Raw genomic sequence first — 25,603 nt, forward strand, 5'->3', positions numbered from 1 at the left:
CGCCTCTTGTAACCTCACCAATTCCCAATACATCTTCAAAAACATCTCCAGATACACCTTCAGACTCGGGAAATAGACGAAAGACTTCCAGCAAAAGAAAGGCACATGAATGGCCGTTCATTCGGAACCTCCATTTCTGGATAGCGTTTCTTTGTCCATCCAAAATAATCTCTATCGGGACAGAACAATAAACAAAAGCATAAATATCAGGCAAAATTGTCCCGATAAAAGAATTATAACATGACTATTGAAGATGAAATCCTCCAATACCTGCACTATCATCCTCTATCAAACAGGGTTGAGATAACGCTTGGGATAACCAATCCTCCCAGTGGCAGGATTGTAAAAAGACTACTGGCCGATGCCGTAACCAAAGGAATGATAGAAGTACTCTAACAATAGTAGTGCCACTATTTTATAAGCAGCACTGCAATTGTTCCTTACCCCAGCAAATGCACCTCCTGTAACCTCACCAACCCCAAATACATCTTCAAGAACACCTCCTGATACACCTTCAGATCCGGGAAATAGACGAAAGACTTCCGGGCAAAAGAGAGGCACGTGAATGGCCGTTCATTCGGAACCTCCATTTCCGGATAGCGTTTCTTCGCCTGGTCAACCGCCATCTTGTTCAGTGAAGCCACGAAGTTAGCCTGGCGTATCGGATTCCATTTCGGGGTTTCAAGAATCACCATCCCATCTTTCCGCTCAGGAATAACCAAATATTCATCCTGCACGTTACGGACGTAATAGCACACAAAAGACAAGGCCTCATAGACATTATCCCCTACATGAATACCGATAACCCGTTCTTCAACCGGTGTACCGGCAAAGCATTCCGCAATCTGTTTCATGGCATACCCATGCAACAAGGCAGCATCAGAAGCCAACAGATAAGCCGGTGCGGTACGCTCTCCTCCCTTATCGATGGCAGCAAAGACAGAAGGACTCCAACAGAGATGGATGAGCTTTCCTTTTTCTTTCTCACGAAGGGAAGCGACACATAAACGGTTATCAAAGACCAAACGGGCTTCTTTCGTTTCCGGATGGAACTGGAACACGTTCCGTACCCTGTCCGGCTTATGGATATCCATCATCAGATAGCCCTGCCAACCGGACACGTGCTTTGTCTTCAAGACGGTTTCGCTTTCCTCCACATCGAAAAGATAAGACAAGAGCTTTTCTCGCTTACAACATACGAAGAGAGAAAGCTCGTCCTGTTCTTTCATCTGCTGCATATCCAAGGAAAGAACAAAAGCCAATTGCCAAGGAGTAAGCTCGGAAAAGCCATGTAATTCAATACAAGACAACGCATCCTTCTCCGGTGAGTAAACGACATATCCCCGGCCACCTATCTCATATCTCAACATGAAATCCCCCTGTTCAGTGGGATGATAATTCTGTAAAACGGTCTGATAATTCATAAAGCAAATATATTAAGTTAGTATTCATCATAATGAGAAATCGGGACCACTCTTGCGTTTCCGTTTCTTTTTGGACGGTATGAGATCATCCTCTTGCGACTTCTTCCCGCTGCCGGTAATGTCAAGTTCCGGAATGGCCATAACTCCCCCACCCTGCATATAGAAAGCCTCACGATCCACCCGCTCACGGAACTCCCCTACCCTATCGATATGTGGCGAGAGACCGACAGCCACACCATCGAAATGCTTCTGGATATTCTGATAAGTGAGCTTACGGGAAAGATCCGCACCTTTAAAGACATGAGCATTTTCCACGTTTTCCATATAAAAGGAAATCCCGTATGCGCCTTTGCTGTTTACATGTTCCGTCACACGGATCGATTCTTCCGCCAACCTTTTCTTAAAATCCTCATAGCCTAAAGAAGCGTTCAATGCCTTAAACACATGGTCATAGAGATAATGCTTCTGTTCATCGGCGCTCATGCCCCGGCCATCAAAACGAATATTACCAAAACGATATTTCTGAGGAAGTGAAACGTCCTTCAGGTAAAAGCCTGAATCCTTGATGCCATAGACATAATAGGATTTGTCCTTCTTGGTGACCAGACGCATATACAATCCTTCTTGTTCCAGGTTCCTTCGGAAATCGGATGTACTTTCGGAAAAAGAGTAGATGCGGTCAAGCTGTTGTAACAGTTCATCCTTGAACAAGGGGTTGAAAAAACCTCCTTTTTCCAGCAATGCGAAAAGGTTGTCATAGCTTTCATCCCCCAATAGGACACGCCATTCTTCATTGGCCAATTTTATTTCTTGCAAGGGTTTATTCAAAGACCGGTATGTATCGGATTGTTCCAGGACAGCCGATACCTTATCCTTGTAATTATAACTACGCATGGCTTTCTTCAAGGCCGCATCGAAATAATAGTTACGGTATTGCGCCTCTCCCAACGTGGTTCTCTTGCCTCCTTCCCTTTCCAAAGGCAACAGACCGTACTTCTGCTCCAGTTCCCTTGAGATCTTTTCGGAACGGCTGTAATTATTTCCGGAAGGAATGCTTTTGCCTTCTTCATCAATTGTGGTCAGCAGCACATGCACATGGCTGTGTGCCTTGTCGGTATTTAGGACAACGGCATAACAGGACTTTCCGTACCCCATCCTCTCGATATATTCCCCGGCAAGAGAAAGCCACTGTTCATCGGAAAGGCTTTCTCCCGGATAGAGGCTCAGAATAAATTCCGCATAAGGTAGTTTCACCCGGTCATTCAACTGGGAGATAAGTTTCATGTAGGCTGGCATGGCGGCCAGTTCGTCACCAGTGGAGGTGTAAAGCACTTTTCCGTTTCCTTCCTTGACCTTGGAAAGCTGGTATTCAATTTTCCGGCTCATGGACAGGTGGGATGAGAAAGAAGGTTGTATCTCGGCTATCATAACAATTTCCGGTTAATGGTTTCTACATCCGAAAGGTATTGGTTAATCCGATCCAATGAATACAATATATTTTCATCGGACGGAAGCGTATTGATATGTTTGGCAAGCTGGTTGATATTGGCTCCTATTTTACGAAGTTCATATATCATTTGCACATCGGTTTTCGATATGCTTCTGCCTTTCAAGGCAGACTCTCTGATAAAGGAAGAAAGGGATTTTCCCTCTTCCTTTGAACGTTGAAGAAGCTGTTCTTTCTCGGCTTCCGTCAAGCGGATCTTTATACTTATATCTCGATTCTCTTTCATATATACAGAGTATGTGAGTGTAACGAACATTGGTCGGCAGCTCGGCTGTCGCAAGGTTTTTTGTACCCACAAAAACATACCTTGCATTAGCAAAGATATACAATAATACTCAGCTGTGAAACAAAACCAGACAAAAGTCTTGATTTCTTAATCCAGATTAACCGCTCACTTTGTTACAAAGTAACTACGCACATTGTAACAGGCGAACGGAAAGCCATTAGTTACAAAATACATAATTACTAATTATATTATTACAAAGTATGAACATACATACTTAATTATAAGATTAAGTATGTACATATTTATATTTATATTTATATATGTAATTACTTATACAATTAAGTAAAAAAGTGTATAATAAATTAATTATAAAAGTATGCAATTATTTAATTTATTATTTATATATTTGCGCACATACTTAAAAACGTACATTATGGGACAAATATTACCAGGAGTAGTCGTAGCTTTTGAGAATCCCAAGGGCGGGGTAGGGAAGTCTACGCTGACAGCTTTGTTTGCAGGTTATATTCATTCGCAGTCAAACGAAGAGGGGGGCTTATCCATTGCCGTGGTGGATATCGACGACATGCAGAACACTATCGGAAAATTACGTGAGGACGAAGCCGAGGACGGAATCATGAAAAAGGAAGAAGAATATGAGGTTATCAATATCTCTTCCTCAGAGTTCATCAACCAACTGGATTTCCTTCAGGACAATTACGACATTATACTTGTCGATTTTCCGGGTAACCTGAAACAAAACGGTGTAGTTGAAACGCTGCACTTCGTTGACGTGATCATCATTCCCTTCGAACCGAACCAGACCGATTTAAGACCTACATTGACCTTTTACTATAACATCTATGAAGGGATTATCGAAAGCCGTCGAAAGATTGGTAAAAAGACTACCGTGCGTGGTGTTATGAACCGTGTTCTTCCGAATGTGCTGGAGTTCAAAGAAATTTTGAAAAATAAAAAAACCTTGCCTTTCGAGTTGATGCAAAACTACATCAAGGATTCAAGGGTTGACTATCAACGCAATTTAAGTACGCTGAGTAAAGCGTACCATCATCCCTGTGATGCTTTCTGTGAAGAGGTATTGGAATTAATCTGTAACCATATAGGAGAATAAAGCTATGGCAACCAACAAAGAAAGGACATCATCAGCCGCCATGAGAAAACTCTTGCTGCAAAGCGCCAGTAAGAAAGAGCAGGAAATCCAGCAGATCGGAAGTGTTGCGGAAAGCACTATCCCCCAACCTGCGATTGAGCACCCCATCCATGAAGAGGTGAAAGAATCGGCTCCAGTCAAAGAAACCGTCCAAGAACCTCAGCCGGAACAAATGGAAAAGCCGGAATCCAAACCTTCCGTGCAGTCTTCTCCAAAAACAGAAGAAAGCAAAGTCTGCGGAAAAAAATTCTCGGAATATCTGGAAGAGCGAAAATTAAAGAACACCGAAGTAATCCGGATATCCAGCGAAACCCACAGAAAGCTGAAGCAGATTGCTATGGCCACTGGATTAGGAATGCACAACATCGCAAACAACATTCTTGAAGACATATTGACCAGCCATAACAAGGAGATTCAAGCGATACTGAAGAAGTATATGAGCATCTGATTCTACTTTCGGAAAAATATATACGCCTGTTCGACTGCATCCGTCGGGCAGGCGTTATTTTTGCACACCGTTTTAGTGAAGGCCGGCATTGAACCGGGACACTTTTACACAACTGCGGAAAAATCCCTTTGCCTATTATCCTGGACAATATGTTAAAGAATTCAAACCTCTACTTGTTTCCACCTCAAAATTTTTTCCGAAAGTAAGAATACGGTAACAAAATCATTTCTTCGTTTTATTTAGGTTTTTAGGGATTTAAGTATTTGTGGGACACTTTTACACAACTAATAAGGGAGGTTTTCCGTATAATCAACTATATTATTGCAAGTTAGCACTTACTGGCATCTTCTCGTAACCGGGACACTTCTGCACAACTAACCGACTATTCGGGACACTTCTGCACAACTGAACAGGAAAGTCGGGATACTTTTACACAACTAGAATCTGCATTCGGGACACTTTTACACAACTAAATCAGGAATCCGGGACACTTCTGCACAACTAAACCGGCCATTCGGGACACTTTTACACAACTGGGGGATCGGAAACAGCCGTAGTCGGGACACTTTTACACAACTAAATCAAGAAACAGCACGAAAAAAATGCTTTGGAATCTTCATTTATAGGGAGTTAGATTCACTATCTCCGTAAAAAAACGTATCTTTGCATCAGTAAACAACAAGTGTCCGCCTATGAAGGAAAGTAATACACAAAAAGAGTTGAGCAGAGTCCCCAGGACTCTCAGCGAGTCTTCCAACACGAAAGTATTGGAAGTTCTATTTGATGCAGGCGGCACTGTCATGTCTGACATTATCATTTACGTGGCATCTTCACAAATGAAAGATCTGTTCGGCGACTGCTGGTTCTCCATCAACGATTTTTGTGAGGTCATGGGGTATGAACGAACCAAGTTGCAACGAAAACTGACCGAGAAGCAGCTTGATTTCCTGTTCAGCAACCAACGTCCGGTATATATCACCGAACAGAACGGCCAAAAGATAGAGCATCCGATAGAGAACACCTTTGAAGCGGCGTTATACCGTTTAGGGACATCCAACCTCAGTGTAGCATACGCCATGAACGGCAAGACGCAATATAAGTTCATTCAAATACTGGACCGCTTTGAGATAAAGGATAACTTCGGCACGAAAAAGCGCACCAAGCGGAATTACAACGTGCATCTGAGCAAAGATCTGATGAATACTTTGCTTACCGAATACAATCTGCTGGAACTGAAAGACTACCGTAACCTGCCCAACCGCAAAGGCTACCGCAAGTTTTATCTGAACCTGGCGAAAATGATTTACCTGATCAAGTATAAGATTGACCAAGGACAAGCACCTTATTTCACCGTTACGGTTGACCAACTTGCCAAGGAATTTGATGTAACGGTAAAGGACAACCATGACCGGAAGAAGAAGGTGACCAGCATCTTAAACGGTATCAACAAAAAGCTGGAGAGAACCAAATTCCAATACCAGTACATCAAAGGAAAAGGGGAGAAGTGGCCCTACACCGTACAGTTTTTCTTTGACCAGGAAACATTGGAATATTTCGACGAAAAGATAAAGGCGATACTGACCTCGCAATATCACGATGCGCTTAAATCATGCTTCTTGTTAAACAAGAAAGGCATTCCCGTGAGCAGACATTATCAATATAAGGATTTCTTTAAATTGGGAACCGGCGAATATTATCATGAATTTACCGCATGGCTTTATTCTGAAGAGGACAAGGAGATTAAGGAGAACATCTACCGGGATATCTATATAAAGGTAGTAGGCATTCGTCCAGAAGACCTTGCCGTCAACTTAAATCCCTAAAAGTTGGAACAAAAACCATAAAATAGTATCTTTGCAGCGGATTGTCAGAAAATTGGCAGCCCGCTTTTTACATACGTCCGTCTGTCTAACAAAAGAGTGGCATCTATCGTTAAGGAATTAACAACAACAGGCGCATGCCTGTACCAGTATGAAACTGGTACGGGGCGTGCCTTTGTTGTTGGAACGCCACGTCCATGTTAGAGGGTACGTTTCCGTACCCTTATATAAACATAAAACAAATTCAGGGTCAGTAGAAATTTCGTGGGGATTATTTTTTATACTCGTAAAGTATTGCTTACTTCGCATTATGAAAAACGATTATTTGAACATGCTAGCCAGCCTCGTGTTGCCGGCTCAGATATTAGATTACTTTCTTATCTCTGGAGTTGAACAAACCTCTCAAGAGATTCATATTAGTCTGGATGAAAAGATGAATTCCAAGTTAAGCAATGACGAACATTTTGAATCCAAAGGTTTTATGGAAGCTGTTAATGTGACAGACTTTCCCATACGGGACCATAAGGTAATCCTCAAGATCAGACGTCGTCGTTGGACGGACTTGCGCACAGGTAAAAGTTTCAGTATTCCCATCGACCTCGATGTTGTAGCCAAGGGAACCAGATACTCCAAAGAATTTGGGGCTTTTTTAAAAGAAACGTATGGAGACATCCCCAGTGACCTGCCGTACGCTTGAGGAATTCTATCATATAGATGGTCATACATTTGAAAAACAGTACAAGGAGGTTCTCAGCGGATATCGTAATTGGGAACAGTTATCCCATGCCGGTGAATGGATGCTGTTTCCGGAAAATATGGGACCGTATCTGGCGATTGACGAGACCTCACTCTCCAACGGTGAACTTTACACCTTTGTAACCAACCGTGATGCCTGTACGAGAGAGTGCTCCCTGGTAGCTGTCGTGGCAGGAACTAAATCAGAGGATGTAATAGCTGTGCTGCAACGAATTGACGAGGAAAGCCGTTATGCCGTTAAAGAAGTGACACTTGACCTTTCAGACTCCATGCGCAAGATTGTACGGACTGCATTTCCTGAAGCCAGCCGTGTGATAGACCGTTTTCACATTCAGAGATTAGCTTGTGATGCTGTGCAGGAATTACGCATCAAACACCGTTGGGATGCCATACAGCAGGCCAATGAGGAAATGGAAGAAGCTAAGCGGAAGAACGAAGATTATGTCCCATACCGATATTCCAATGGCGATACCCGTAGGGAATTACTTATACGCTCCCGGTATCTGCTTTTCAAGTCAGCTGATAAATGGACAGAAAAACAGAAGCAAAGGGCAGCAATCCTATTTGAGGAATACCCTGACATCAAAAAGGCATACGGTTTGTGCCATTCCCTGCGGATGATTTTCTCTAAGAACACCATAAAGGACGCTGCACGTCTGGCTATGGCACGATGGTATAATAAAGTAGAAGAAGCAGGGATGCATTCTTTTAATGTCATTGCTGCTACTTTCTATGAGCACTATGATGAAATACTGAATTTCTACAACCATCGTTCTTCAAATGCGATGGCAGAATCGTTCAATGCAAAAATTAAACTGTTCAGAGCAAATCTAAGAGGAGTAGCTGATAAGAAGTTCTTTTTATTCCGCATTGCGAAGCTATATGCGTATCCCCACTAAATTTCTACTGACCCCAAATTCAATGGTTCAAACAATTGCCACCCTGATAGATGAGACGCTCATGGTAATGGGCGCCCATCTTCACGTGCGGATGACAGACGAAGAAAAGGCGTATCTTGATGCTCATTTCGAGCTTATCCATATCAAAAAGGGAGAACACCTCGTCACCAGGGGCGAGGAAGTATGCTACCTCTATTATCTGGAATCCGGCATCGTCCGGTTATGGTTTCCGGACAAAGAGAATAGAGAGATTTCAGCACGGTTTATCCAAGCCAAAGAGTTCATCAATTTTTTCCTTTCACATGAAGAACACCATGCCCACTACAATATCAAGGCATTGGAGCCATGCAAGATCTGGAGATTGCCCAAAAAAGATCTTCATCAGCTATATGAGTTATCCATCAATTTCAACAAGCTGGCCAGAATACATTTGGTAAGATCCATCAACCGCAAAATAATAAGGGAAGAGGAGTTTTACACACTGGATGCCGAAGCGCGTTACAAAGCGCTTTTGGCCAATGAAAAATGGCTGTTACGTTCAATACCCTTAAAAGACATAGCAAGTTATATCGGCATCACGCCACAAGCATTGAGCAACATCCGAAAGCGCATATAAACCAAACCCTATAAGCCGGGCAGGACAGTTTTACACAACTAATCCTATCCGGCTTTTTTCTGTAGAATTATTCCACACCTGCCGGTTTACGGCACATGTATTTTTTAATGCACATTAAATAAACACGAAAGGCCCTTTAAAAGCCCTTCATAAAATTTGTCCTCCCGTATATAATCTATATGTTTGGAGCGAAAACAACGCGATAAGCACCTTGATTCGGTTCTGCCGACAGGAATCCGCGTAAATTGGAAACACCGTATGAGACAAATAGAAAAATATATAACATTAATAACCTAAAGAGTAATTCCCATGGAACACATCAGACTGACTGCTATCAGCCTTAGCCTGCTGTTATGCACCGTAAGCGCTTTTGCGCAACGCCATTATGAGAACATCCCGGCACTTGAATTGAACTACGGCACTAACCTGTTCGGCAATGCAGGCAACTATTACAACCTGTCCTTTTCCAGATACATCAACCGGACAAGCTATTGGAAAGCCGGGTTTAGCTATTTTGAGAAACCTTACGAATATACAGCCAACCTACCGCAAGTCTCTACCTTGAACCCGGAAGAAACGATTCCCGAAACGATACATGACAAGGGTAAGGACTTTTTTGTGGACGGCGGTTATTACAGAACCCTGGCCTGCAACCTGAAATCCGTTTACTGGGGCATCGGCCTGGGAGGATTCATCGGTACAGAATACGTCCGCCACCCCGATAAGGAATACAACTTCATCATCGGCCCGAAACTGGAAACGGAACTGGAAGTATTCATCCTGCCCCGAACGGCATTGCTTGCCCGCATACAACAACATTGGAATCCCCTATCCATTGACAAGTGGAACACTGTCTGGAACGTAGGAATAAAGATACTGCTCTACTAACCGACAAATCATATCACCATGCTTATTATCATATTGTTAGCCGATACAAATGTATCCGGCCTGATCTCCTTATACCGTGAAATAGGCGCCATGCTGATAGGGGTAGGCTTTCTATGTGCCGGACTAGCGGTACTTAAAAAGCTGATAAGCAACCACGAGCGCACCAAAGAGGCCATCATCACCTATATCACGGCATTGGTCACTTGGCTCATTATCTGGCAACTCTTATGAACGTAGTGGATTTGATACTGGTTGCCATACTCGCCTGTGTCACGCTTCACTTTTACTTTCGGAAAAAGAAGAAAGCACTTTCTTCCGGAAAGGAGAAAGAGAAGCCGATAAGGGAGGCGGTGCGCAAGGAAGGGCAGGAGAGAGCCTGTCCGGTCATCTGCGTGGTATTTCAGCCTGAGCTGGAAGAAGAGGAATTGGCTGCCGAGATAGCCGATATGTACCTGCATGGAAGAGCCTACTACTACTCAGGCAAACCACTGCCGGAACAGCCGAAAGAAGAGCCCATATCCATCAAGTATAAGGATGTGCAATGGGAGAGACTGAAAACGATTCATGTTTAATTAAAAAATAGGAACAAAATGAAAGCAATCGAAAATGTAAGAGAAAAAGCGAACCAAGTCATTAACCGCTATGGAAAGGTTATCTTCACCTTTCTCATATTCTTCACGCTGTTGGGAACGGCACAAGTGGCGGAGGCACAAAGCGGCCTGAAGATTAACAGCCTATCCGAAGTGACAGACAAAGCCAAAGAGGGTGCGGACACCATTCTGGACGTAGCCAAATACATTTTGGCGGCGGTACTCGGCATCGCTCTGGTCTTTGTCATCTATTCGCTTGCCACGAACAATCCCCATGCCAAGGAATACCTGCTCGGCTGGATCATCGCCGTGGTAGTCATCATGGTAGCCTTCCTGATTATCTAAAAACGAAGAGCCATGAGAACCATGCGTAAAATCAACAAGCCGATCAAGTTCTTCGGTCTGTCATCGGGACAGTTCGCCATCTTCATGCTGCTGACGGCCATCATCATCATCGTGAGCATATTCAAGCAGCTGCACCCGATACTCATCATCGGAATCATTTCCGCCATTCTGTTTCTATCCGGTCTGCTGTTCCAAACCTTGAAAAAGGAACACAAGGCCGGTAACCCGGACTACCTGACCGGCCTCCGGATCAAGAACGCCACCCCCCGGCAGATAACGGACAAACGGCAGATTTTCAAATTCATCCTAAAACAGCAACCATGATAGGAATCATCATACTCATATCCCTGCTAATCTGTGCGCTGTGCCTGCTGATTGCTCTGCTGTATATCCGGCAGACAGAGATAGAGGTGAAGGACAAATCCGTGGATCTGGAAAGTGTCTTGCCTATCCAGACCATCACGGAGAACGCCGTCATCAACGGGAACGGTGACATCACCGTCGGCTACCGGCTGCTTCTGCCCGAAGTGTTCACCTTGTCGGAAAGCGAGGCGCAATACATCCATGAGCGGTTGGAGGCTCTTTTGAAGCTGCTTCCGGCAGGCACGGTCATCCATCAGCAGAATTTCTACTATACGGGGCGATACCATCATGCAGAATACTCTTCCAATGCCCTGATAGCGGAGAACAACCGTCATTTCAACGGCAAGGAGATACTGAACAGTTACACCAACCTGTATGTGACGTTCACGAACGGCAGCCGAAACGGTAAGATACGCAAAAGCGCATCGGGCACCTCGCTGATGCGAAAGCTGCACTACCCGTTCAAGCAACCTTATAAGGAATATCAGCAACGGCTGACAGAAATGGAAGCCTTTCTGATGAACTTTGAGAACGGTTTGTCGTCCATCCAGCAGTTTGAGATACGCAAGATGGATGATACGGAACTGAACAACGCCATCTACGACTACGTCAACCTCTCTTACGAGACACCGGAAAACGATGCCACGCAGAAGAGCGTCAACCCTATGGCTGTCAGTGAAAGCGGAAGCATGAAAATAGGGCAGCAGCACGTTTCCATCCTTTCGCTGACCAACGAAGGCGAGCATCTTCAGGAACTGGCCGTGCCGCACACCGGCAAGTCGAAGGCATACGGGGGAAACATAGAGATACCGGACAGCATACGGAGCAAATGCTCGATGCTGTACCCCGTAGGACTTGGCCTGCCGTTCAACCACATCGTAAACATCGTGATAGAGATAACCGATCCAGATGCCACCGTAACGGCCATCGGTGCGGAGAAAGACGCGCTGAACTACATCACCAACTTCTACCCTCCGGCGGCAGAGAAGCAACGCGAGCAGGCAGCCTTCTGCGATGAGATTACCCAGTTCGACTACCAGACCGCCTATACCGCCTTCAATGTCGTGCTGAACGATACAGACCGCACCTCGCTCATGCGGAAAACCGCACTGGTACAGCAAGGCTTCAGCTTTATGAACCAAAGTTCGTGCTATGTGGAGAACGCCGAGCTGTGCAACCTGTTCTTCTGCAACATACCCGGCAATGCCAGGGCCAATTACCGGGGCTTCGTCAACACGACCAAGCAGGCCATCTGCTATCTGCAAAAAGAGGGGATGTACCTTTCGGACGAGAAAGGGCATATCTACCATGACCGTTTCGGTACTCCCGCCAAGATAAACCTCTGGGATTATCCGGCGCTGAACAACAAGAACCGCATCGTTATCGGCCCGTCCGGTTCCGGTAAATCTTTCTGGCTGAACAATTACATCCTGCAAAGCTATGAGCTGGGCCGGGATGTGATGATCATTGACATCGGCGGCTCTTACCGCTCGATGATAGCCTTGAACCGGGGCAAATACTTCGACTCTACCGAGCAGAAGAAATTTGCGTTCAACCCCTTCTTGTGTGACCGTGACAAGAACGGCAAATACCTGTACATCGACACCACGGATGCCGAGTCTGCCGATGACCAGATAAAGACCATCGTCGCCATTATCAGCTACATTTGGAAGGTACGTGAACCCATGCTGCCTGCCGAAAACGCCATTCTCAGGAAATCCGTCATCGGATTTTACGACTATGTGAACAATTCTTCAATAGGAGAGAAGCATGAGCGTATCTTCCCGACGCTGATAACTTACCGGGCTTATCTGAAGGAAGTGTTCAGCAAACGGATGACCGAGTTTGAGAAACAGAAATTCGAGATAGAGGAGCTGTTGCTTTTACTGGAACCCTATACGGACGGAGAGCTGTCATTCCTGCTGAACGCTACCGAGAACGTGGATATCGTGCATGACCGGCTGATAGCCTTCGATATGGAAGATGCCTCTAAGAAAGAGTACTTTCCACTCGTTGCCATCATCACCCTGCAAATGATCGTGGATAAAATCAAGAAACGCCAGGGGTTTGCCAAAGAGCTAATCATCGACGAAGCACTCGACTTCCTGCAAGACGAGAAATTCGGAGACTTCATCGCCTACCTGTACCGAACCTTCCGTAAAAAGGAGGGAAGCATCACGCTGGCCGCACAGAACATCCTGTTTTTGAAAAACATGCCGTCCAGTATCAAGGACTCCATCATCATCAACTGCGCGACCAAGATTATCCTCGACCATTCAGAACACCGGCAGAACCTGCCGGAAGTGAAAGCCGTGCTTTCCATCACGGACGAAGAGGCCTATATGATCGAGTCGTTGCAGCGCACGGAACGCTGGAGAGAGTTTTTCATCAAGATGTCGAACGATGCCTTCATCTTCCGCAACGAGGTGTCCGACTTCGCCGCCGTAGCCTTCGATTCGCGCCAGGCGACAGTAGTACGACTGAAGCAGTTGTTCAACGAAAGCGGCTCGACCTATACGGCCATCAACCGCTATCTGGAGGAAAGGAGGAAAAAGTATGGATGACGCCACCCAAGGGCTGACCGCCCTTCTAGGCTGGTCAACCGACTTCAACGGCAGCGCATACAATCTTGCCGGAAGCATTGCCGCCGCACTTTTGGGCGTTGCGCTCATTTTCGTGGTATGGGCACTCGCCACGAAAAAGGAAAATGCCAAGAGCTATCTGACAGCCTGGCTGGTATGTGTCATATTCACCCTATTATTCATCACCAACAAATAACCGTCATGAAAAGAATCATTCTCATACTCGGACTTGCCGCCTCGATAGGGCTGATGGGAACCGGCAGTGTTCATGCCCAGTTCGTCGTGCATGATCCCGGCCACACCCTGCTGAACTCAACGGAATGGATCGCCAATGTCAAGAAATGGGTTACACAAATCAATGAAATGATCGATGCCCAGGAACTGCGGCTCGGCCTGCAAAAGATCGACCAGTTGAAGGAACTCAAATCATTGAAAGAGCTTGCCGACCTGCTGGACGACGTAGCCTGCCTGAGCAGCGACTACAGCTTTTACCTGAACGTAGGATCGAATTACCACTGCCTGAAATTTCTCAACTTTCAGCGTGTGACCGTCAATCTGAGCCTGAGTACCGACCTGCTGTTCAAGGTGGCCACCGTGACCAGTTACTTCTCGATGAACTCGGAAGGGCGCATGTCCTTTATCGAGCAGGTGAAGGAATCGGTGGAAAAAGCCGCCGAAGAGATGCGTGAGTTTAACGAATCCGTGCGTTCCACGGTCATTTACAAATCCATGAAGGGGCATAACCGGAAGACCTATTACCAGGGACGGTTGGCCGCTTTCACACGACACACCAATTAAAGCGTTATGAATCAAGATAATTTTCTCTGGGGACTTCAGATCACGGACGGTCTGACGATGGAACTCGTTTCGCAAATGACAGTCATCGCCTTCGGTGTTGGTGTCATCTGCTTTATCTGCAACCTAGCATACAACTATCTCTATCACGGAGCCAGCCAGCTGTTAAGCCCGAATGAGGACAAATTTCCCGACATGATGGAAATCGCCCGTTGCCTGGTACTGTTCTTCTGCCTAAGCATATACACCCCCATCGCCCAAACCATCGTAGGCACGATGGAAGTAATCAACGAAGCCACCTCGCTGACCTCCGAGCGTGCGCAGGAATTTGCCCAGTTCATGGCACAATCAGCCATCGAACAAGGAGAGATGATTGCCGAATACGACAAACACAGCCTCCAGTCGGAGGTAGCAGCCGGAGAAGACAGCACCGGCGCCATGCAGCACGAACTGGATAAAAAGATGGAAGAGGACGAAATGACCGGTGTACGCTCCAGCGTGGAGAAGATTGTGCAGCTGCTCAACCCCGCCAACCTCGCCACCCTTGTGCTTCATGGCATTTCCGCCCTATTGGTAGGAATCATACAAGTAGTCATCTTGGGTATCGGCGTGGTCATTGTCAAGCTACTGGTCATTCTCGGCCCGTTTGTCTTTGCCGTAAGCATGTTGCCGGTCTTTCAGAAACAGTTGAGTATCTGGTTCGGTACGCTCTGCTCCGCCTGTATGGTATTCACCGTCATCAATATTCTGAACCAAATCATATGGCAGACCTTCAAGGCCATCTATACGGAAAGTGCCGACATGGTGGACGCAGCTACGCAGCAGATACAATATTTAGGAATGGATCTCGCCCTGATTGGTGCTTATTGCAGCTGTTTCTGGCTATCCTCCAAAATCGTAGGACACAGCGATGCCGGGAAAATCATTTCGAAAACCGTGTCAATCGTCACCACGGCGGCCACCATCGCCCTGATGGGAGGCGCAGCGGCAGGCGGCAAGCTGACCAACGTAGGCGGTGCCGCCTCTATCGGGGCAAGTTTCATAAACGACAACAATAAAAAATAGAACTATGAATCTGATGAAATTCAAAGGAGCAGATGATGCGGTCAAGCTGACTATCCGGCTTTCAGCCGGGTACTGCATCATTCTGACTATCGCTTTTGCCAGCAGTATCATCTTCCTTATCAACAAAATAGAAAAAGCATACGGCCAGGCTCTCGTCATCGACAGGCAGGGAGAAGTCTATGAGGCAAGCAGCCTGTCTGCCAGCGATATGCGGCAATACGAATACATGAACCATGTAAAGACCTTCGTAACCCACTGGTATGCCTTTGACGAGAGCAGCTACGAGAAGAACATTTCGCTTGCGCTCAACCTCATAGGCAACAAGGGGAAGGAGCTGTTGAACGAGTACAACGATGTGAATATGCTGAACTCACTCATACAAAAGAATATCCGTTACGGGGTACGCATCAAGGATGTAGAGATTAACACACAAACGATACCCGTTTCCGGAAAGATAATCTTCACGCAGACCGGGTACCGGGCACGGGGAAGCATCTCACGTAATATCGAAGCGGAGTTCACCATCTATGATATGCTGTCCCGCAGCGAGGAAAATGCGCACGGAGCCAAGATAGAAGATTGGATTGTCCGCTATTCCGAACCCGTGGAAAGCAACGGCACCAACACATCGCAGGCAGCTTCTCCGGGCAAGAATGAAAACCAGTCAGAAACCTCTAAACCAACCGACCATGGAACCGAATAAACTTATCAAAGACAAGAACAAGCTGTTGATGGCCATCCCGGTAATCCTGGGCATCCTCTTCCTTTATGTATTCTTCATCCGTGAGGACGGGAACGTGCCGTCAGGGAGTGACAGACAGGCCGCCTCGCAAGCCTTTTTGGAACCACAGTCGGAAATGGCCGACAAGGTGAACGACAAGATGGAAGCCTATAAGCAGGACAAACTGGAAGAGCAGGAGAAGGCACGCATCCTGAAAGAGTCTCAGGTCAAAGGATCTGATTTTTACTTCGAGCTGCAAAACCAGCAGGAGCGGTATGACCGTGCCACACTGGAGCGCATCCGCCGTATGCAGAACGATCCGTACAGCGAAGTCATGGCAGAATACGGAGGTGGCCGGAACGGACGCTTCTCTCATCAGCTGGAAAGCCAACTGGACGGACTGGAGGACGAGCAGGCGCTCAACGAGATTATCCGGGAAGCCAAGAAGAACTCACGCATCCGCAAGGAACTGGAAGAATCCGACAAATACCGCAAGCGCATGTATGAACGGATTGTCAATTATGACCAAGAGGGAAAAACGGAGAAAGCCGCTGCCAACCCTTCCGGCCATCCATCCGCCGACAGCCTGATGCAAAAAGGCCCGATCTACCATGCCGAAAACGGCAAGCGGGTACGCCGCCAACCGACCTCCGCACCGGGAAACAGCAACCTCTTCAGGGCTTGCATCCACGGCGACCAGACCGTAGTCACGGGCAGTACGGTACGGATGCGGTTGCTTCAGGACGTAACCCTATCCGGCATGAAGATACCGGCCAACACGCTGTTTTACGGTATCGCCACTTTGGGAGCCAACCGCCTCGATGTGGTAGTCAGCAACCTGAAGGTAGGAGACAACCTCAATCCCGTATCGGTGGTTGTCTTCGACAATGATGCCATGGAAGGTTTGAACCTGCCCAATAACCTGAAAGCCAGTGCAGCCAAGCGTATGGAACAAGGTCTTGTACAGAACATTGACATGCCGCTCTCTTCCATCGGCACGATGGCCAGCGAAGTGACCAGCGTAGTCAACGCCACCACCCAGGTAGCCAAGCAAATCTTGAACATGAGCCTCTCACAAGTGAAGGTACATCTCAAGTCCAACTACGAAATGTATATCCAAGAAGAGAGTCAGGAATCGAAGTTGCGTAGGCAAGCCGTGCAAGCGGAGTTACAGAAGCTCTATGAGCAAATGGAACAAGAGAAAACGAACAAGAAAAATCATCCCCTTCAAACATTGATAGACAAATTATGATAGACATTCTCAATTACCTGCTTGCGCTGTCAGCGGTCTTTTTCGGCTATCGGATCTACGTATCACGCCGGAACGGACGAGCCTTTAAAGAAATCCGTCCGCTGACCGTTTCTTTCGGCATTACCCTGCTTCTTCTATGGGGCATTACCGTATTCACCGCCTTTTTTTCAAGAACCGTTTAACATATCGACAACATGAAGAAATATATTTATCTACTGTTTTACTGCTTTGTGTGCAGTCTGCCGCTCTTCGCTCAGGAAAACGGCACTCCCCGGAAACAAGCCATCAGCCAAAAAGACATCTTTATCTCTTTCGACTGTGTGAAACACCTGGTATTTCCTGTGCAAGTATCTGATATCGCCATCGGCGAACAGGAGCTTGTCATGGCCAGCCGGGTAGAAGAGGCGCCCCATATCGTCAGGCTCTCGGCGCAAGCGGAAGGATTCACCGAAGAGACCAACCTGACCGTAGTCTGCATCGACGGAAGCGTTTACACCTATCACATCCGCTACCTTCCCGAAGGCGGCACGGATTCGTACCCGAACATTTACGAGGACAACGGGAAATGGCAGCACCATGACTATCAGGCAGAAGTCAGCGACCTCCATCTGGCCGAGTTCTTCTTTCCGGAGGACATCGCTTACGGAACGCCCGGCAACGAGGTGTCCTTCACTCTGGCCGCCTACAACAACCAGTTGAAAGTATCAACCGCCAAAGATGCCGTGGCATATTCCAACCTGTTTGTGGTGGATAAGGCCATGAACACTTACCACATCACCATCAAACGGGGCAATACCTCCGTATTCACCTACAATTTTGATGACCAGCGCAAATATACCGCCCATGTGGATGTGAACAGCGAGGAAATGGAAAGATGCATCCAAGAGCTGCGCACCAAGAAGCGCAACATCTACAGCCTGGGGGTCATCGAGAACAAGTTTGAGTTGTCAATGGCCAATCTGTATGTGCATGAGGACTTCATGTTTTTCATCTTTGACCTGAAAAACAAATCATACATCGACTACGACATCGAGTTTGTCAAATGTTTCCAGCGTGACCAAAAGAAGAGCAAGAACGCCATCCAGCAAGAAACGACCATCGAACCTATCTATCAGAAAGATTTTGATACGAAAATCAAGGGCAAGAGCCGGAACCGGCTGATACTTGGTTTCGACAAATTCACGATACCCGATGATAAGGTATTCGAGATCGAGATTTACGAGCGAAACGGCGGGCGGCACATCAAGCTGGCCGTGTTGAACGAATACATCCTTTCCGCAGAACCCTTATACAAGCCACAGCCATGAAACTGAGAGAAGCATTAGACACCTATATGTTCGACAACGTGGGACAGTTCGGCGGCATCGCCGAATCACTGGGCTATCAGACCGAATACCGGGACGGATATTTCCGGTTCCGCAAAGACGGGGAAGAGCTGAGCATGAGCGTAAGCGAAATCAGGGAAAAAGCCGGAGCAAAGTACGATGAAAGCCTTCGTGACCAATCAAAAGAACGTGTATCCGCCCTTTTTGACAAGGAACGTGCCAATGATCCTAAATATGTCGCCGAGCTGGAGAAGGATGGCATCAGCATCAAGCGGTGGGAGAACCTGAAGGGACATGACAAGGACGGCTTTACCGTCATCGACCATCGCCTGAAGGTATGCTACACCGGACAGTCGCTCTATGAATACGCCTACAAGCAAGGGAACATCCTCGACGGGAAAGGCACCAAGCTGGAAAAGGGTGTCATGTCTGATTTGATGGAGATACACGGCAAACCGGGGAAGCTCCGTTTCAACGATGACGGAATCTCCGTATTCTACCGCAAAGAGGCGTTGGTTATCCCGGACAAGGTGCTGGGAAAGAAGTTGGGCAAGAAAGAGAAAGAACAGCTGCTTGCCGGTGACATCGTACCCATCACCGTAAATAAGAAGGACATCCTGCTGCAAGTTGACCGGGATCTGAACTCCGTCATCCTGCGCACCAACCAGGAAATCAAGATTCCCGACATCATCGGGCAGACCAGCGAATATGGCGGCTACAAGTTAACCAAAGCCGACAAATACCTGCTCGCCAACGGCCATGCACTGGAGAACAAGCTGCTGCACAGTCCGGAAGGCTACTTCATTGCCGACATCCAACTGACGGATGACAGGAAAGGAGTCATGATACAGAACATACAGAGTATCACTCCCGGCAAGGCACAAGAGCTGATCAAGGCCATGACCCCCAAACTGGAAGCCCATGCGGCCAACATAGAAGCTGCAAAAGAGCAAAAACACGAAGAGGGGCGCAATATGGAAGCCGAGTTTAAGGAAGCGGTGGGCAAACATGACTTTGAAAAAATCGGGAAGCTCAAAGAGGAAGGATATAAACCCAGTGAAGAGTTTATCAAAGGAATCGGTAAGGAACACGGTCTGGATGAAAGGCAAACCCATGAAGTCATCCAGCTGTTCGGCACCAAGCCGGAAGAACAGGGCGAACATGAAAGGCAGGCCGCACGTCTGTTGGATGCCGCACAGACCGACAACTTTCATGTCATCCAAGAGATACAGAAAGAAGGGTACCGGCTCACTCAAGAAGACCTTACCCGGATGCGTGAAACGGGTGTGCAAGCCAACACACTGATAGCCGTACAAAAGATTTTCGGGATGGAAGGCAGCACAAAGACACTGGGAGATGTCAAACTGGCCAGCACACCCAAACCCGACAACAGCAAGGAAATGGCCCGTCCGATAGCCAGCACCATCAACCGGGCTTTCAATGACTTATAACCTAAAAAATCAGGAATTATGGATTACGATGAATTAGTACAGAAAAACATTGCAGGAGAAATCAGTGACTTAGAGTTTCTACTTGCACAGGAAGAGCTTGCACAAGCCTATCAAGAAGAGATGGCTGCCAAGCAGCAAGAGACAAACAACCAAACGGCCAGAGAATGGCTGCTTGATTACGAGAACAGAAATCTATACCAATAAATCATGGATACAGCAAGTGATAAAGCATTACAGCGTTTCGCCGAACTGATGATCGAAAAGATAAAGCAGGTGGAAGACAACTGGCAAAAGCCTTGGTTCGGGATAAAGGGTGGGGGACTTCCGCAAAATATCGAGGGAAGAACCTACAACGGAGTAAATTCCTTCATGTTGTTTCTACTTTCGGAAAAAGAGCAGTACAGCCTGCCGGTCTATATGACCTTCATGCAAGCCAAAGACAACGGCCTTAACATACTGAAAGGAGAAAAGTCATTCCCAGTCATTTACTGGAATTTCTCAGTAAGAGACAAGAACGGAAAGAAAATACCTTTCGACGTATATAAGAACCTGGATAAAAACGAGCAGCAGGAATATAAGGTCACGCCGTTTCTGAAGACATACAATGTGTTCAACGTACAGCAGACCAATCTTCAGGAAACGAAACCGGAGAAATGGGAAGCATTGAAGGAGCAATTCAAGATACCGGCCATCAAGGACGAGCAAGGGATGCTCACCGTGCCTCTGATTGATGCGATGGTACGGGAACAGCAATGGATCTGCCCCATTTATTCCAAGGAAGGAAATAGTGCTTACCATGCAAGGGGAGAAGATAACCATATCGTCGTACCCCTGAAGGGGCAGTTTAAGGACGGAGAGAATTTCTACTCCACACTACTGCATGAGATGGCGCACTCGACTGGAGAACCTGAGCATCTGAACCGGGAAAAAGGCGTGATTTTCGGAGACAAGCAATATGCCAAAGAGGAACTGGTTGCCGAACTCACCTCCGCTACCGTCGGGCAAAGCCTGGGAATATCCACCCATATCCGGGAAGAAAATGCCATGTATCTAAAAAACTGGCTGGGAGCCTTGAAAGAAGATCCCAAATTCATCTACAACATCCTTGCCGATGTAGGAAAAGCCAGCAATATGATTCAGGAACATACCGCACGGATGGAACAGTACCTCACACCGGAGGAACGGTTCACGCAGGCCGTCCTGCAAGACAACCGTCCGGTATTGGAGCAGATGAAAAACGAAGGTTTTACCCCTTCATCACGGTTATTGGAAAGTGTTGCGGCAAACCATCCTACAGCCGACAACCTTGAAACGCTACACAGCACTTTCGGCATTTCGCTGCCTTCCATGGAAGCGGAGCCAGCCATGAAAAATATGAATGAGCCACAGCTCGGATTATAAACTTTTAAAAACCATCATTATGTTTACAGGACAAATTATCGGTTATGTCGGTGCGGATGCCCGGCAGAACAAGAACGGAAAAGGATTCAACTTCCATGTATCCACCAAGTACAAGAACGTGAACAACGAGGAACAGACCCTATGGGTATGCTGTTTCGTGAATTACGAGAGTAAAGTCTTTGAGTATCTGAAAAAAGGGACACAGGTATATGTCTGCGGCGATGTGTATGCCGATGTATTCCAGAAGGATGACGGTAGCCACATCCCATCCGTCAGCCTGACCGTCTCACGCATTGAGTTACTGGGAAAGGCAGAGAAAAAAGAGAGCGGTGACGGAACGGCATCCGGACAACCCCAATAACAGCAACGGCCATGGAAAGAGAGAAGAAAGACCTGTCATTCATCCTGATCCTGCTATCCACGCTCATCGGGACAGCCGTACTGTTTCAGTGGGCTATCGTTACGGGATTATACGCTCCACTACGTAATCCGGCCATGTGGGAAAGGCTGATGGAGAAGGATATCCTATTCCGGTTTCTCTACGTTATCCTGATCGGAGGCCTCGCTTTTCTCTTTCCGGTTGGCAAAGTGAAAGACGAAAACAAGAAATGGGTTTACACCAGTATGACACTGGTTACGGCATCCATGCTGGTTGTCGGATTCAGCCGGTTATCAGCGTGGTATAACCTATTTGTATTTCCCATTCTATTCGTAGCGTACACGCTGCTTGTCATCAAGACTCTGCCTTATTTCATCCGGCGTCATGCCCAATCCGATGATAGCATTTTCGGGTTAAGCCGGGAAGAATCGGCTTTCTACTTCCGCTTTGAAACCGCCTCCGGGCCGCTGGTCATCCATAAGCCGCAGCAGAATGTCTATATCGACGGCGGTCCGGGAAGCGGTAAATCAGAGAGCTGGATCAAGGGAATCATCTACCAGTGCGCCGAGCGCAACTATGCCGGATTCGTGTACGATTGGGAGGGTGATCCCACCAAGGACAAGTCACCCATCCTCTCACGTATCGCATACGGAAGCATCGAACATTTCCGGAACAAGGGGATGGAAACACCCCGTTTCGCCTATATCAACTTTGTGGATATGTCACGCACGGTCAGGGTGAACGTACTTTCTCCGCAATACATGTCAAAGGGAAACGAATCGCTATTCATCCGCAATATCATCATGACACTGATGAAGAATCTGGAAGCAAGCTGGAAGGAAAAGACCGACTTTTGGGCCAACAATGCCATCAACTACGTCTATTCAATCGCCTATAAATGTTTCAAGGAAAGGAAGCTTGGTATCTGTACGCTGCCCCATGTGATAGCCCTTGCCCTTTCTGACAGCAACCTAGTATTCCACTGGCTGTCGGAAGATCCTGAAATCGCATTGAACATGTCCTCCATGCTGACCGCCTGGAAACTGGGTGCACAACAGCAGACAGCCGGAGCCGTATCATCCGCACAGACTCCGTTGGTACTCCTGAACAACAAATACATCTTCTGGGTGTTGTCGCCACTTCCCGAAGAAGAGTTCTCTTTGGATATAACCAACAAGGAACACCCAACGCTGTTATGCGTAGGCAATGCGCCCACCATCAAGGAAGCCGTTTCCCCTGCTATTTCCTGCATCGGCAGCGTCTTGATGTCACAGATGAACAATCCCGGCAAAGCGACCAGCATATTCATGGTAGATGAATTTCCGACCATCCTGTTGCAAGGCATTGACACTTTCATCGGAACCGCCCGGAAGCACAATGTCGCTACCATTCTCGCCGTTCAGGACTTCAACCAAGCGGTCAGGGACTATGGAGAGAAAAGTGCCAACATCCTGAAAGCCTCCTGCGGAACGCAGGCTTACGGTATGACCGGAAATGAGAAGACCGCCAAAGACATCGAGAACTTGCTTGGGGAGAAGAAAGAAGCGCAAGAATCTTATTCACACCAAGCCGGTGGCAATAACAGTGTCACGGAGAGCCTGCAAAAAGAAAAAGTCTTAAAGGCAAGGGACATTGCCGGACAAGCAGCCGGACACTTCATTGGCAAGATTGCCGGAGGCAAGCCGCCATTCTTCAGCGTGCAGATGGATATGTGCCGTTTTGAAGAGAAGGAGATACCCCGTTTCTCCTTACCGGTCAAACTGGGCAACGGCAAAGAAGAGATGGAACTGGAAATCCTGGAAGAGATTATCCAGCAGAACTACATCAAAATCATTGAAGATGTCAACGCCATCCTCAAAAAGATAGAGGACAAATTAAAAGAAAAGTCAGCAGTTCCGCCAACCGGGACACACAAGACAGAACAAAAAATCATCCGATAACATTCAACAAAAGAATCCTACCATGAGAAAAATTCATTCATTATTAGCGGCAGCCTGCTTATTGGCCGCTTCATGCAACAAAGAGGAAATCCAATCGGAAACAGACAAAGCCGGCATGTATCACATCACCGTAGCCGTAACCGGTTCCTCACCCAAAGGCAGTGTGCATATATATAATCTTGACGGCGTGAGATTCAGGAACGAACGCACCGGTACCTCCGCAGCTTCCGTAGATGAGAGTTTCACCGATAAAGCGGAATACAGCACGGAAAAGCCTGTCAGCCAAATTACCGTGCAAGGCATTCTCTATTCAAAAGAGAGTGCTATCATCACCATGCAGATAAAAAAAGACGGGGAAAGCGTATTCAACCAGAGCAAACAGTTGGAGGCCGTTCCCGGTATAGACACTACTGTTGATTTGGTTTACAGTACCTTGAAATAAAAATGCAGACGAATCAAAAAACATATACTTTCTCTTCCATATTTAGATGATATTTCTTATCTTTATGAAAGATAATCTTTCTCATTTATAATCTAAGCTCAGATAAAATGAGATTCAACTAATCCAGTCAACGTTATGAAAGTCGATTTCAATCAGATAAAAACAACCATTTCTCTGCCCGATTTCCTGCTGGAACTAGGATGGAAAATCGTGGAAGGCTCTTCCAACTCCTGTCCCAAAATGAGCAACGGAACGCATACCATCGTCATCAAGCGGAACTCGCAGAACCAATACACCTATTGGGACGTGCATAGTGACAGCGTGCGTGGCCGCAGTATCATGGATCTGATGCAGGAACATCTATTTGAAACAACCGGAAAAATGCCGTCCTTGCGCGAGGTGGGGGAGATCCTTCAGAACTACATCAACACCAACCGCATCACGACACCCGAAAAAAGCCGGTATGAAGTAGGTAACACAAGCATGAGAGCGGACGAACTTCAATTCTACTTGAGCCAGCTACAACCCTACAAGGGCAATTATCTCCAGAAAAGAGGTATCCTGAAAGAAAGCATTGAAAGCCGGTTCTTCAAAGACACTTTCTTTATCCGGGAGGTAAAGAACAAAGGGAGTGTTTACCGCAACGTGTGCATCAAGATGTACAATGAAAACGGTGTGCAAGCCATTTCTCAACGAAATGAAACATTCAAAGGGATTATCGGTGGCAAGTTCGACTGTCTGGCGACCAGCAACCATGACAAAAGCCGCCCGATAGACATTCTCTACATTGGGGAGTCATTTATAGACTGTATCTCCCACTATCAATTACGCCATTCCGGAAACGACCTCAATCTTGTATATGTATCTACGGAAGGGACATTCACGGAAGGACAAATGAGGCTATTACGCCTGATTCTTGACAAGAACCAGGTAAAGGAGCTCCGGAGCATCTTTGACAACGACAAACAAGGGCACAAGTACACTCTATGGCTGCATCGTTACTTTCATGGCGATACGACTGATGTCGAGAGCCTGAGTAACGATGAACTCCGCAACAAGGTACGGAAACTGAAGAACGTCGAACTTTCGGAAAACAAGGATTGGAACGATGATCTGAAAATCTCGTGTGGCATCTGTTCCTCCACGGAGGACGGCCAGTAACCTCATAGATTTGCTCCATCACATAATACGACAACC

General features: G+C 46.9%; 30 protein-coding genes. 27 read left to right on the forward strand and 3 right to left on the reverse strand.

The features are described from left to right. Window positions 1-240 precede the first annotated feature (240 nt). Window positions 241-396 carry a hypothetical protein gene (locus BACCOP_RS20670; protein WP_005868867.1) on the forward strand — a complete coding sequence of 52 codons (156 nt, stop codon included), beginning with the start codon at window positions 241-243 and terminating at the stop codon, window positions 394-396. A gap of 44 nt (window positions 397-440) precedes the next feature. Here BACCOP_RS20670 and BACCOP_RS10980 read toward each other — a convergent pair whose 3' ends face one another. The 3 genes from BACCOP_RS10980 to BACCOP_RS10990 are packed head-to-tail and all read right to left on the reverse strand — an operon-like array spanning window position 441 to window position 3,187. Then, window positions 441-1,424, reverse strand: a complete 984-nt coding sequence (locus BACCOP_RS10980; RefSeq protein ID WP_005868869.1) for a hypothetical protein — start codon at window positions 1,422-1,424, stop codon at window positions 441-443. Between the two features lie 27 nt (window positions 1,425-1,451). After that, the gene (locus tag BACCOP_RS10985; RefSeq protein ID WP_005868870.1) at window positions 1,452-2,852 is read right to left on the reverse strand and encodes a relaxase/mobilization nuclease domain-containing protein; all 1,401 of its coding nucleotides are present in this window, start codon (window positions 2,850-2,852) and stop codon (window positions 1,452-1,454) included. Next, window positions 2,849-3,187: a plasmid mobilization protein gene (locus BACCOP_RS10990; protein ID WP_008770294.1), complete on the reverse strand. Its 339-nt coding sequence runs from the start codon at window positions 3,185-3,187 to the stop codon at window positions 2,849-2,851. Before BACCOP_RS10990 ends, BACCOP_RS10985 begins: the two co-directional genes overlap by 4 nt. 403 nt (window positions 3,188-3,590) lie before the next feature. Here BACCOP_RS10990 and BACCOP_RS10995 point away from each other — a divergent pair, with 403 nt between their 5' ends. The 26 genes from BACCOP_RS10995 (at window position 3,591) to BACCOP_RS11120 (ending at window position 25,567) form a co-directional block, all read left to right on the forward strand. Further along, on the forward strand, window positions 3,591-4,289 hold the full coding sequence (locus BACCOP_RS10995) for a ParA family protein (protein WP_005868872.1): 699 nt from the start codon (window positions 3,591-3,593) through the stop codon (window positions 4,287-4,289). Between the two features lie 4 nt (window positions 4,290-4,293). Beyond that, on the forward strand, window positions 4,294-4,776 hold the full coding sequence (locus BACCOP_RS11000; protein ID WP_005868873.1) for a DUF3408 domain-containing protein: 483 nt from the start codon (window positions 4,294-4,296) through the stop codon (window positions 4,774-4,776). Window positions 4,777-5,468: 692 nt separating this feature from the next. Continuing rightward, the gene (locus BACCOP_RS11005; protein ID WP_005868874.1) at window positions 5,469-6,599 is read left to right on the forward strand and encodes a hypothetical protein; all 1,131 of its coding nucleotides are present in this window, start codon (window positions 5,469-5,471) and stop codon (window positions 6,597-6,599) included. Window positions 6,600-6,906: 307 nt separating this feature from the next. Then, window positions 6,907-7,293: an ISAon1 family transposase N-terminal region protein gene (locus tag BACCOP_RS11010; protein ID WP_007565224.1), complete on the forward strand. Its 387-nt coding sequence runs from the start codon at window positions 6,907-6,909 to the stop codon at window positions 7,291-7,293. Then, a complete protein-coding gene (locus BACCOP_RS11015; protein WP_155162804.1) occupies window positions 7,259-8,251 on the forward strand; it encodes an ISAon1 family transposase in 993 nt (330 codons plus the stop codon). The genes BACCOP_RS11010 and BACCOP_RS11015 overlap by 35 nt, the downstream gene beginning before the upstream one ends. 22 nt (window positions 8,252-8,273) lie before the next feature. After that, entirely contained in the window at window positions 8,274-8,867 is a 594-nt protein-coding gene (locus BACCOP_RS11020; protein ID WP_005868875.1) for a Crp/Fnr family transcriptional regulator, read from the forward strand. Between the two features lie 309 nt (window positions 8,868-9,176). After that, complete coding sequence (locus BACCOP_RS11025; protein ID WP_005868877.1) at window positions 9,177-9,755, forward strand: conjugal transfer protein TraO; 579 nt, start codon at window positions 9,177-9,179, stop codon at window positions 9,753-9,755. A gap of 18 nt (window positions 9,756-9,773) precedes the next feature. Next, window positions 9,774-9,986 (forward strand): hypothetical protein, encoded by a 213-nt coding sequence (locus tag BACCOP_RS11030; RefSeq protein WP_005868879.1) that lies wholly within the window; start codon window positions 9,774-9,776, stop codon window positions 9,984-9,986. Beyond that, on the forward strand, window positions 9,983-10,327 hold the full coding sequence (locus BACCOP_RS11035; protein ID WP_005868881.1) for a hypothetical protein: 345 nt from the start codon (window positions 9,983-9,985) through the stop codon (window positions 10,325-10,327). The genes BACCOP_RS11030 and BACCOP_RS11035 overlap by 4 nt, the downstream gene beginning before the upstream one ends. A gap of 18 nt (window positions 10,328-10,345) precedes the next feature. Then, window positions 10,346-10,690, forward strand: coding sequence for a hypothetical protein (locus tag BACCOP_RS11040; protein ID WP_005868883.1), 345 nt, complete (start codon window positions 10,346-10,348; stop codon window positions 10,688-10,690). Window positions 10,691-10,702: 12 nt separating this feature from the next. Further along, window positions 10,703-11,014, forward strand: coding sequence for a hypothetical protein (locus tag BACCOP_RS11045; protein ID WP_005868885.1), 312 nt, complete (start codon window positions 10,703-10,705; stop codon window positions 11,012-11,014). Continuing rightward, window positions 11,011-13,617 (forward strand): TraG family conjugative transposon ATPase, encoded by a 2,607-nt coding sequence (locus BACCOP_RS11050; RefSeq protein WP_005868887.1) that lies wholly within the window; start codon window positions 11,011-11,013, stop codon window positions 13,615-13,617. The genes BACCOP_RS11045 and BACCOP_RS11050 overlap by 4 nt, the downstream gene beginning before the upstream one ends. After that, a complete protein-coding gene (locus tag BACCOP_RS11055; protein WP_005868888.1) occupies window positions 13,610-13,831 on the forward strand; it encodes a hypothetical protein in 222 nt (73 codons plus the stop codon). The genes BACCOP_RS11050 and BACCOP_RS11055 overlap by 8 nt, the downstream gene beginning before the upstream one ends. Before the next feature lie 5 nt (window positions 13,832-13,836). Beyond that, on the forward strand, window positions 13,837-14,433 hold the full coding sequence (locus BACCOP_RS11060; protein ID WP_005868889.1) for a TrbJ/VirB5 family protein: 597 nt from the start codon (window positions 13,837-13,839) through the stop codon (window positions 14,431-14,433). 6 nt (window positions 14,434-14,439) lie between these two features. After that, a complete protein-coding gene (locus tag BACCOP_RS11065) occupies window positions 14,440-15,495 on the forward strand; it encodes a hypothetical protein (RefSeq protein WP_005868890.1) in 1,056 nt (351 codons plus the stop codon). 4 nt (window positions 15,496-15,499) lie between these two features. Beyond that, window positions 15,500-16,198, forward strand: coding sequence for a hypothetical protein (locus tag BACCOP_RS11070; RefSeq protein ID WP_005868891.1), 699 nt, complete (start codon window positions 15,500-15,502; stop codon window positions 16,196-16,198). Then, complete coding sequence (traM, locus tag BACCOP_RS11075; protein WP_005868892.1) at window positions 16,185-17,468, forward strand: conjugative transposon protein TraM; 1,284 nt, start codon at window positions 16,185-16,187, stop codon at window positions 17,466-17,468. Before BACCOP_RS11070 ends, traM begins: the two co-directional genes overlap by 14 nt. Further along, window positions 17,465-17,650, forward strand: coding sequence for a hypothetical protein (locus BACCOP_RS11080; RefSeq protein WP_007564699.1), 186 nt, complete (start codon window positions 17,465-17,467; stop codon window positions 17,648-17,650). The genes traM and BACCOP_RS11080 overlap by 4 nt, the downstream gene beginning before the upstream one ends. A gap of 12 nt (window positions 17,651-17,662) precedes the next feature. Continuing rightward, window positions 17,663-18,775, forward strand: a complete 1,113-nt coding sequence (locus BACCOP_RS11085; RefSeq protein ID WP_005868893.1) for a DUF4138 domain-containing protein — start codon at window positions 17,663-17,665, stop codon at window positions 18,773-18,775. Continuing rightward, a complete protein-coding gene (locus BACCOP_RS11090) occupies window positions 18,772-20,244 on the forward strand; it encodes a DUF3945 domain-containing protein (protein ID WP_005868895.1) in 1,473 nt (490 codons plus the stop codon). Before BACCOP_RS11085 ends, BACCOP_RS11090 begins: the two co-directional genes overlap by 4 nt. 18 nt (window positions 20,245-20,262) lie before the next feature. After that, a complete protein-coding gene (locus BACCOP_RS11095; protein WP_005868897.1) occupies window positions 20,263-20,448 on the forward strand; it encodes a hypothetical protein in 186 nt (61 codons plus the stop codon). Window positions 20,449-20,451: 3 nt separating this feature from the next. Further along, entirely contained in the window at window positions 20,452-21,645 is a 1,194-nt protein-coding gene (locus tag BACCOP_RS11100) for an ArdC family protein (protein ID WP_005868899.1), read from the forward strand. Continuing rightward, window positions 21,623-22,006: a single-stranded DNA-binding protein gene (locus BACCOP_RS11105; RefSeq protein WP_007564694.1), complete on the forward strand. Its 384-nt coding sequence runs from the start codon at window positions 21,623-21,625 to the stop codon at window positions 22,004-22,006. The genes BACCOP_RS11100 and BACCOP_RS11105 overlap by 23 nt, the downstream gene beginning before the upstream one ends. 11 nt (window positions 22,007-22,017) lie before the next feature. Next, window positions 22,018-23,964, forward strand: a complete 1,947-nt coding sequence (locus BACCOP_RS11110) for a type IV secretory system conjugative DNA transfer family protein (protein WP_005868904.1) — start codon at window positions 22,018-22,020, stop codon at window positions 23,962-23,964. A gap of 22 nt (window positions 23,965-23,986) precedes the next feature. Beyond that, a complete protein-coding gene (locus tag BACCOP_RS11115; protein ID WP_005868906.1) occupies window positions 23,987-24,406 on the forward strand; it encodes a hypothetical protein in 420 nt (139 codons plus the stop codon). Window positions 24,407-24,541: 135 nt separating this feature from the next. Beyond that, window positions 24,542-25,567, forward strand: coding sequence for a toprim domain-containing protein (locus BACCOP_RS11120; RefSeq protein ID WP_005868908.1), 1,026 nt, complete (start codon window positions 24,542-24,544; stop codon window positions 25,565-25,567). Window positions 25,568-25,603: the final 36 nt, after the last annotated feature.

Source organism: Phocaeicola coprocola DSM 17136 (assembly GCF_000154845.1).
GTDB lineage: Bacteria > Bacteroidota > Bacteroidia > Bacteroidales > Bacteroidaceae > Phocaeicola > Phocaeicola coprocola.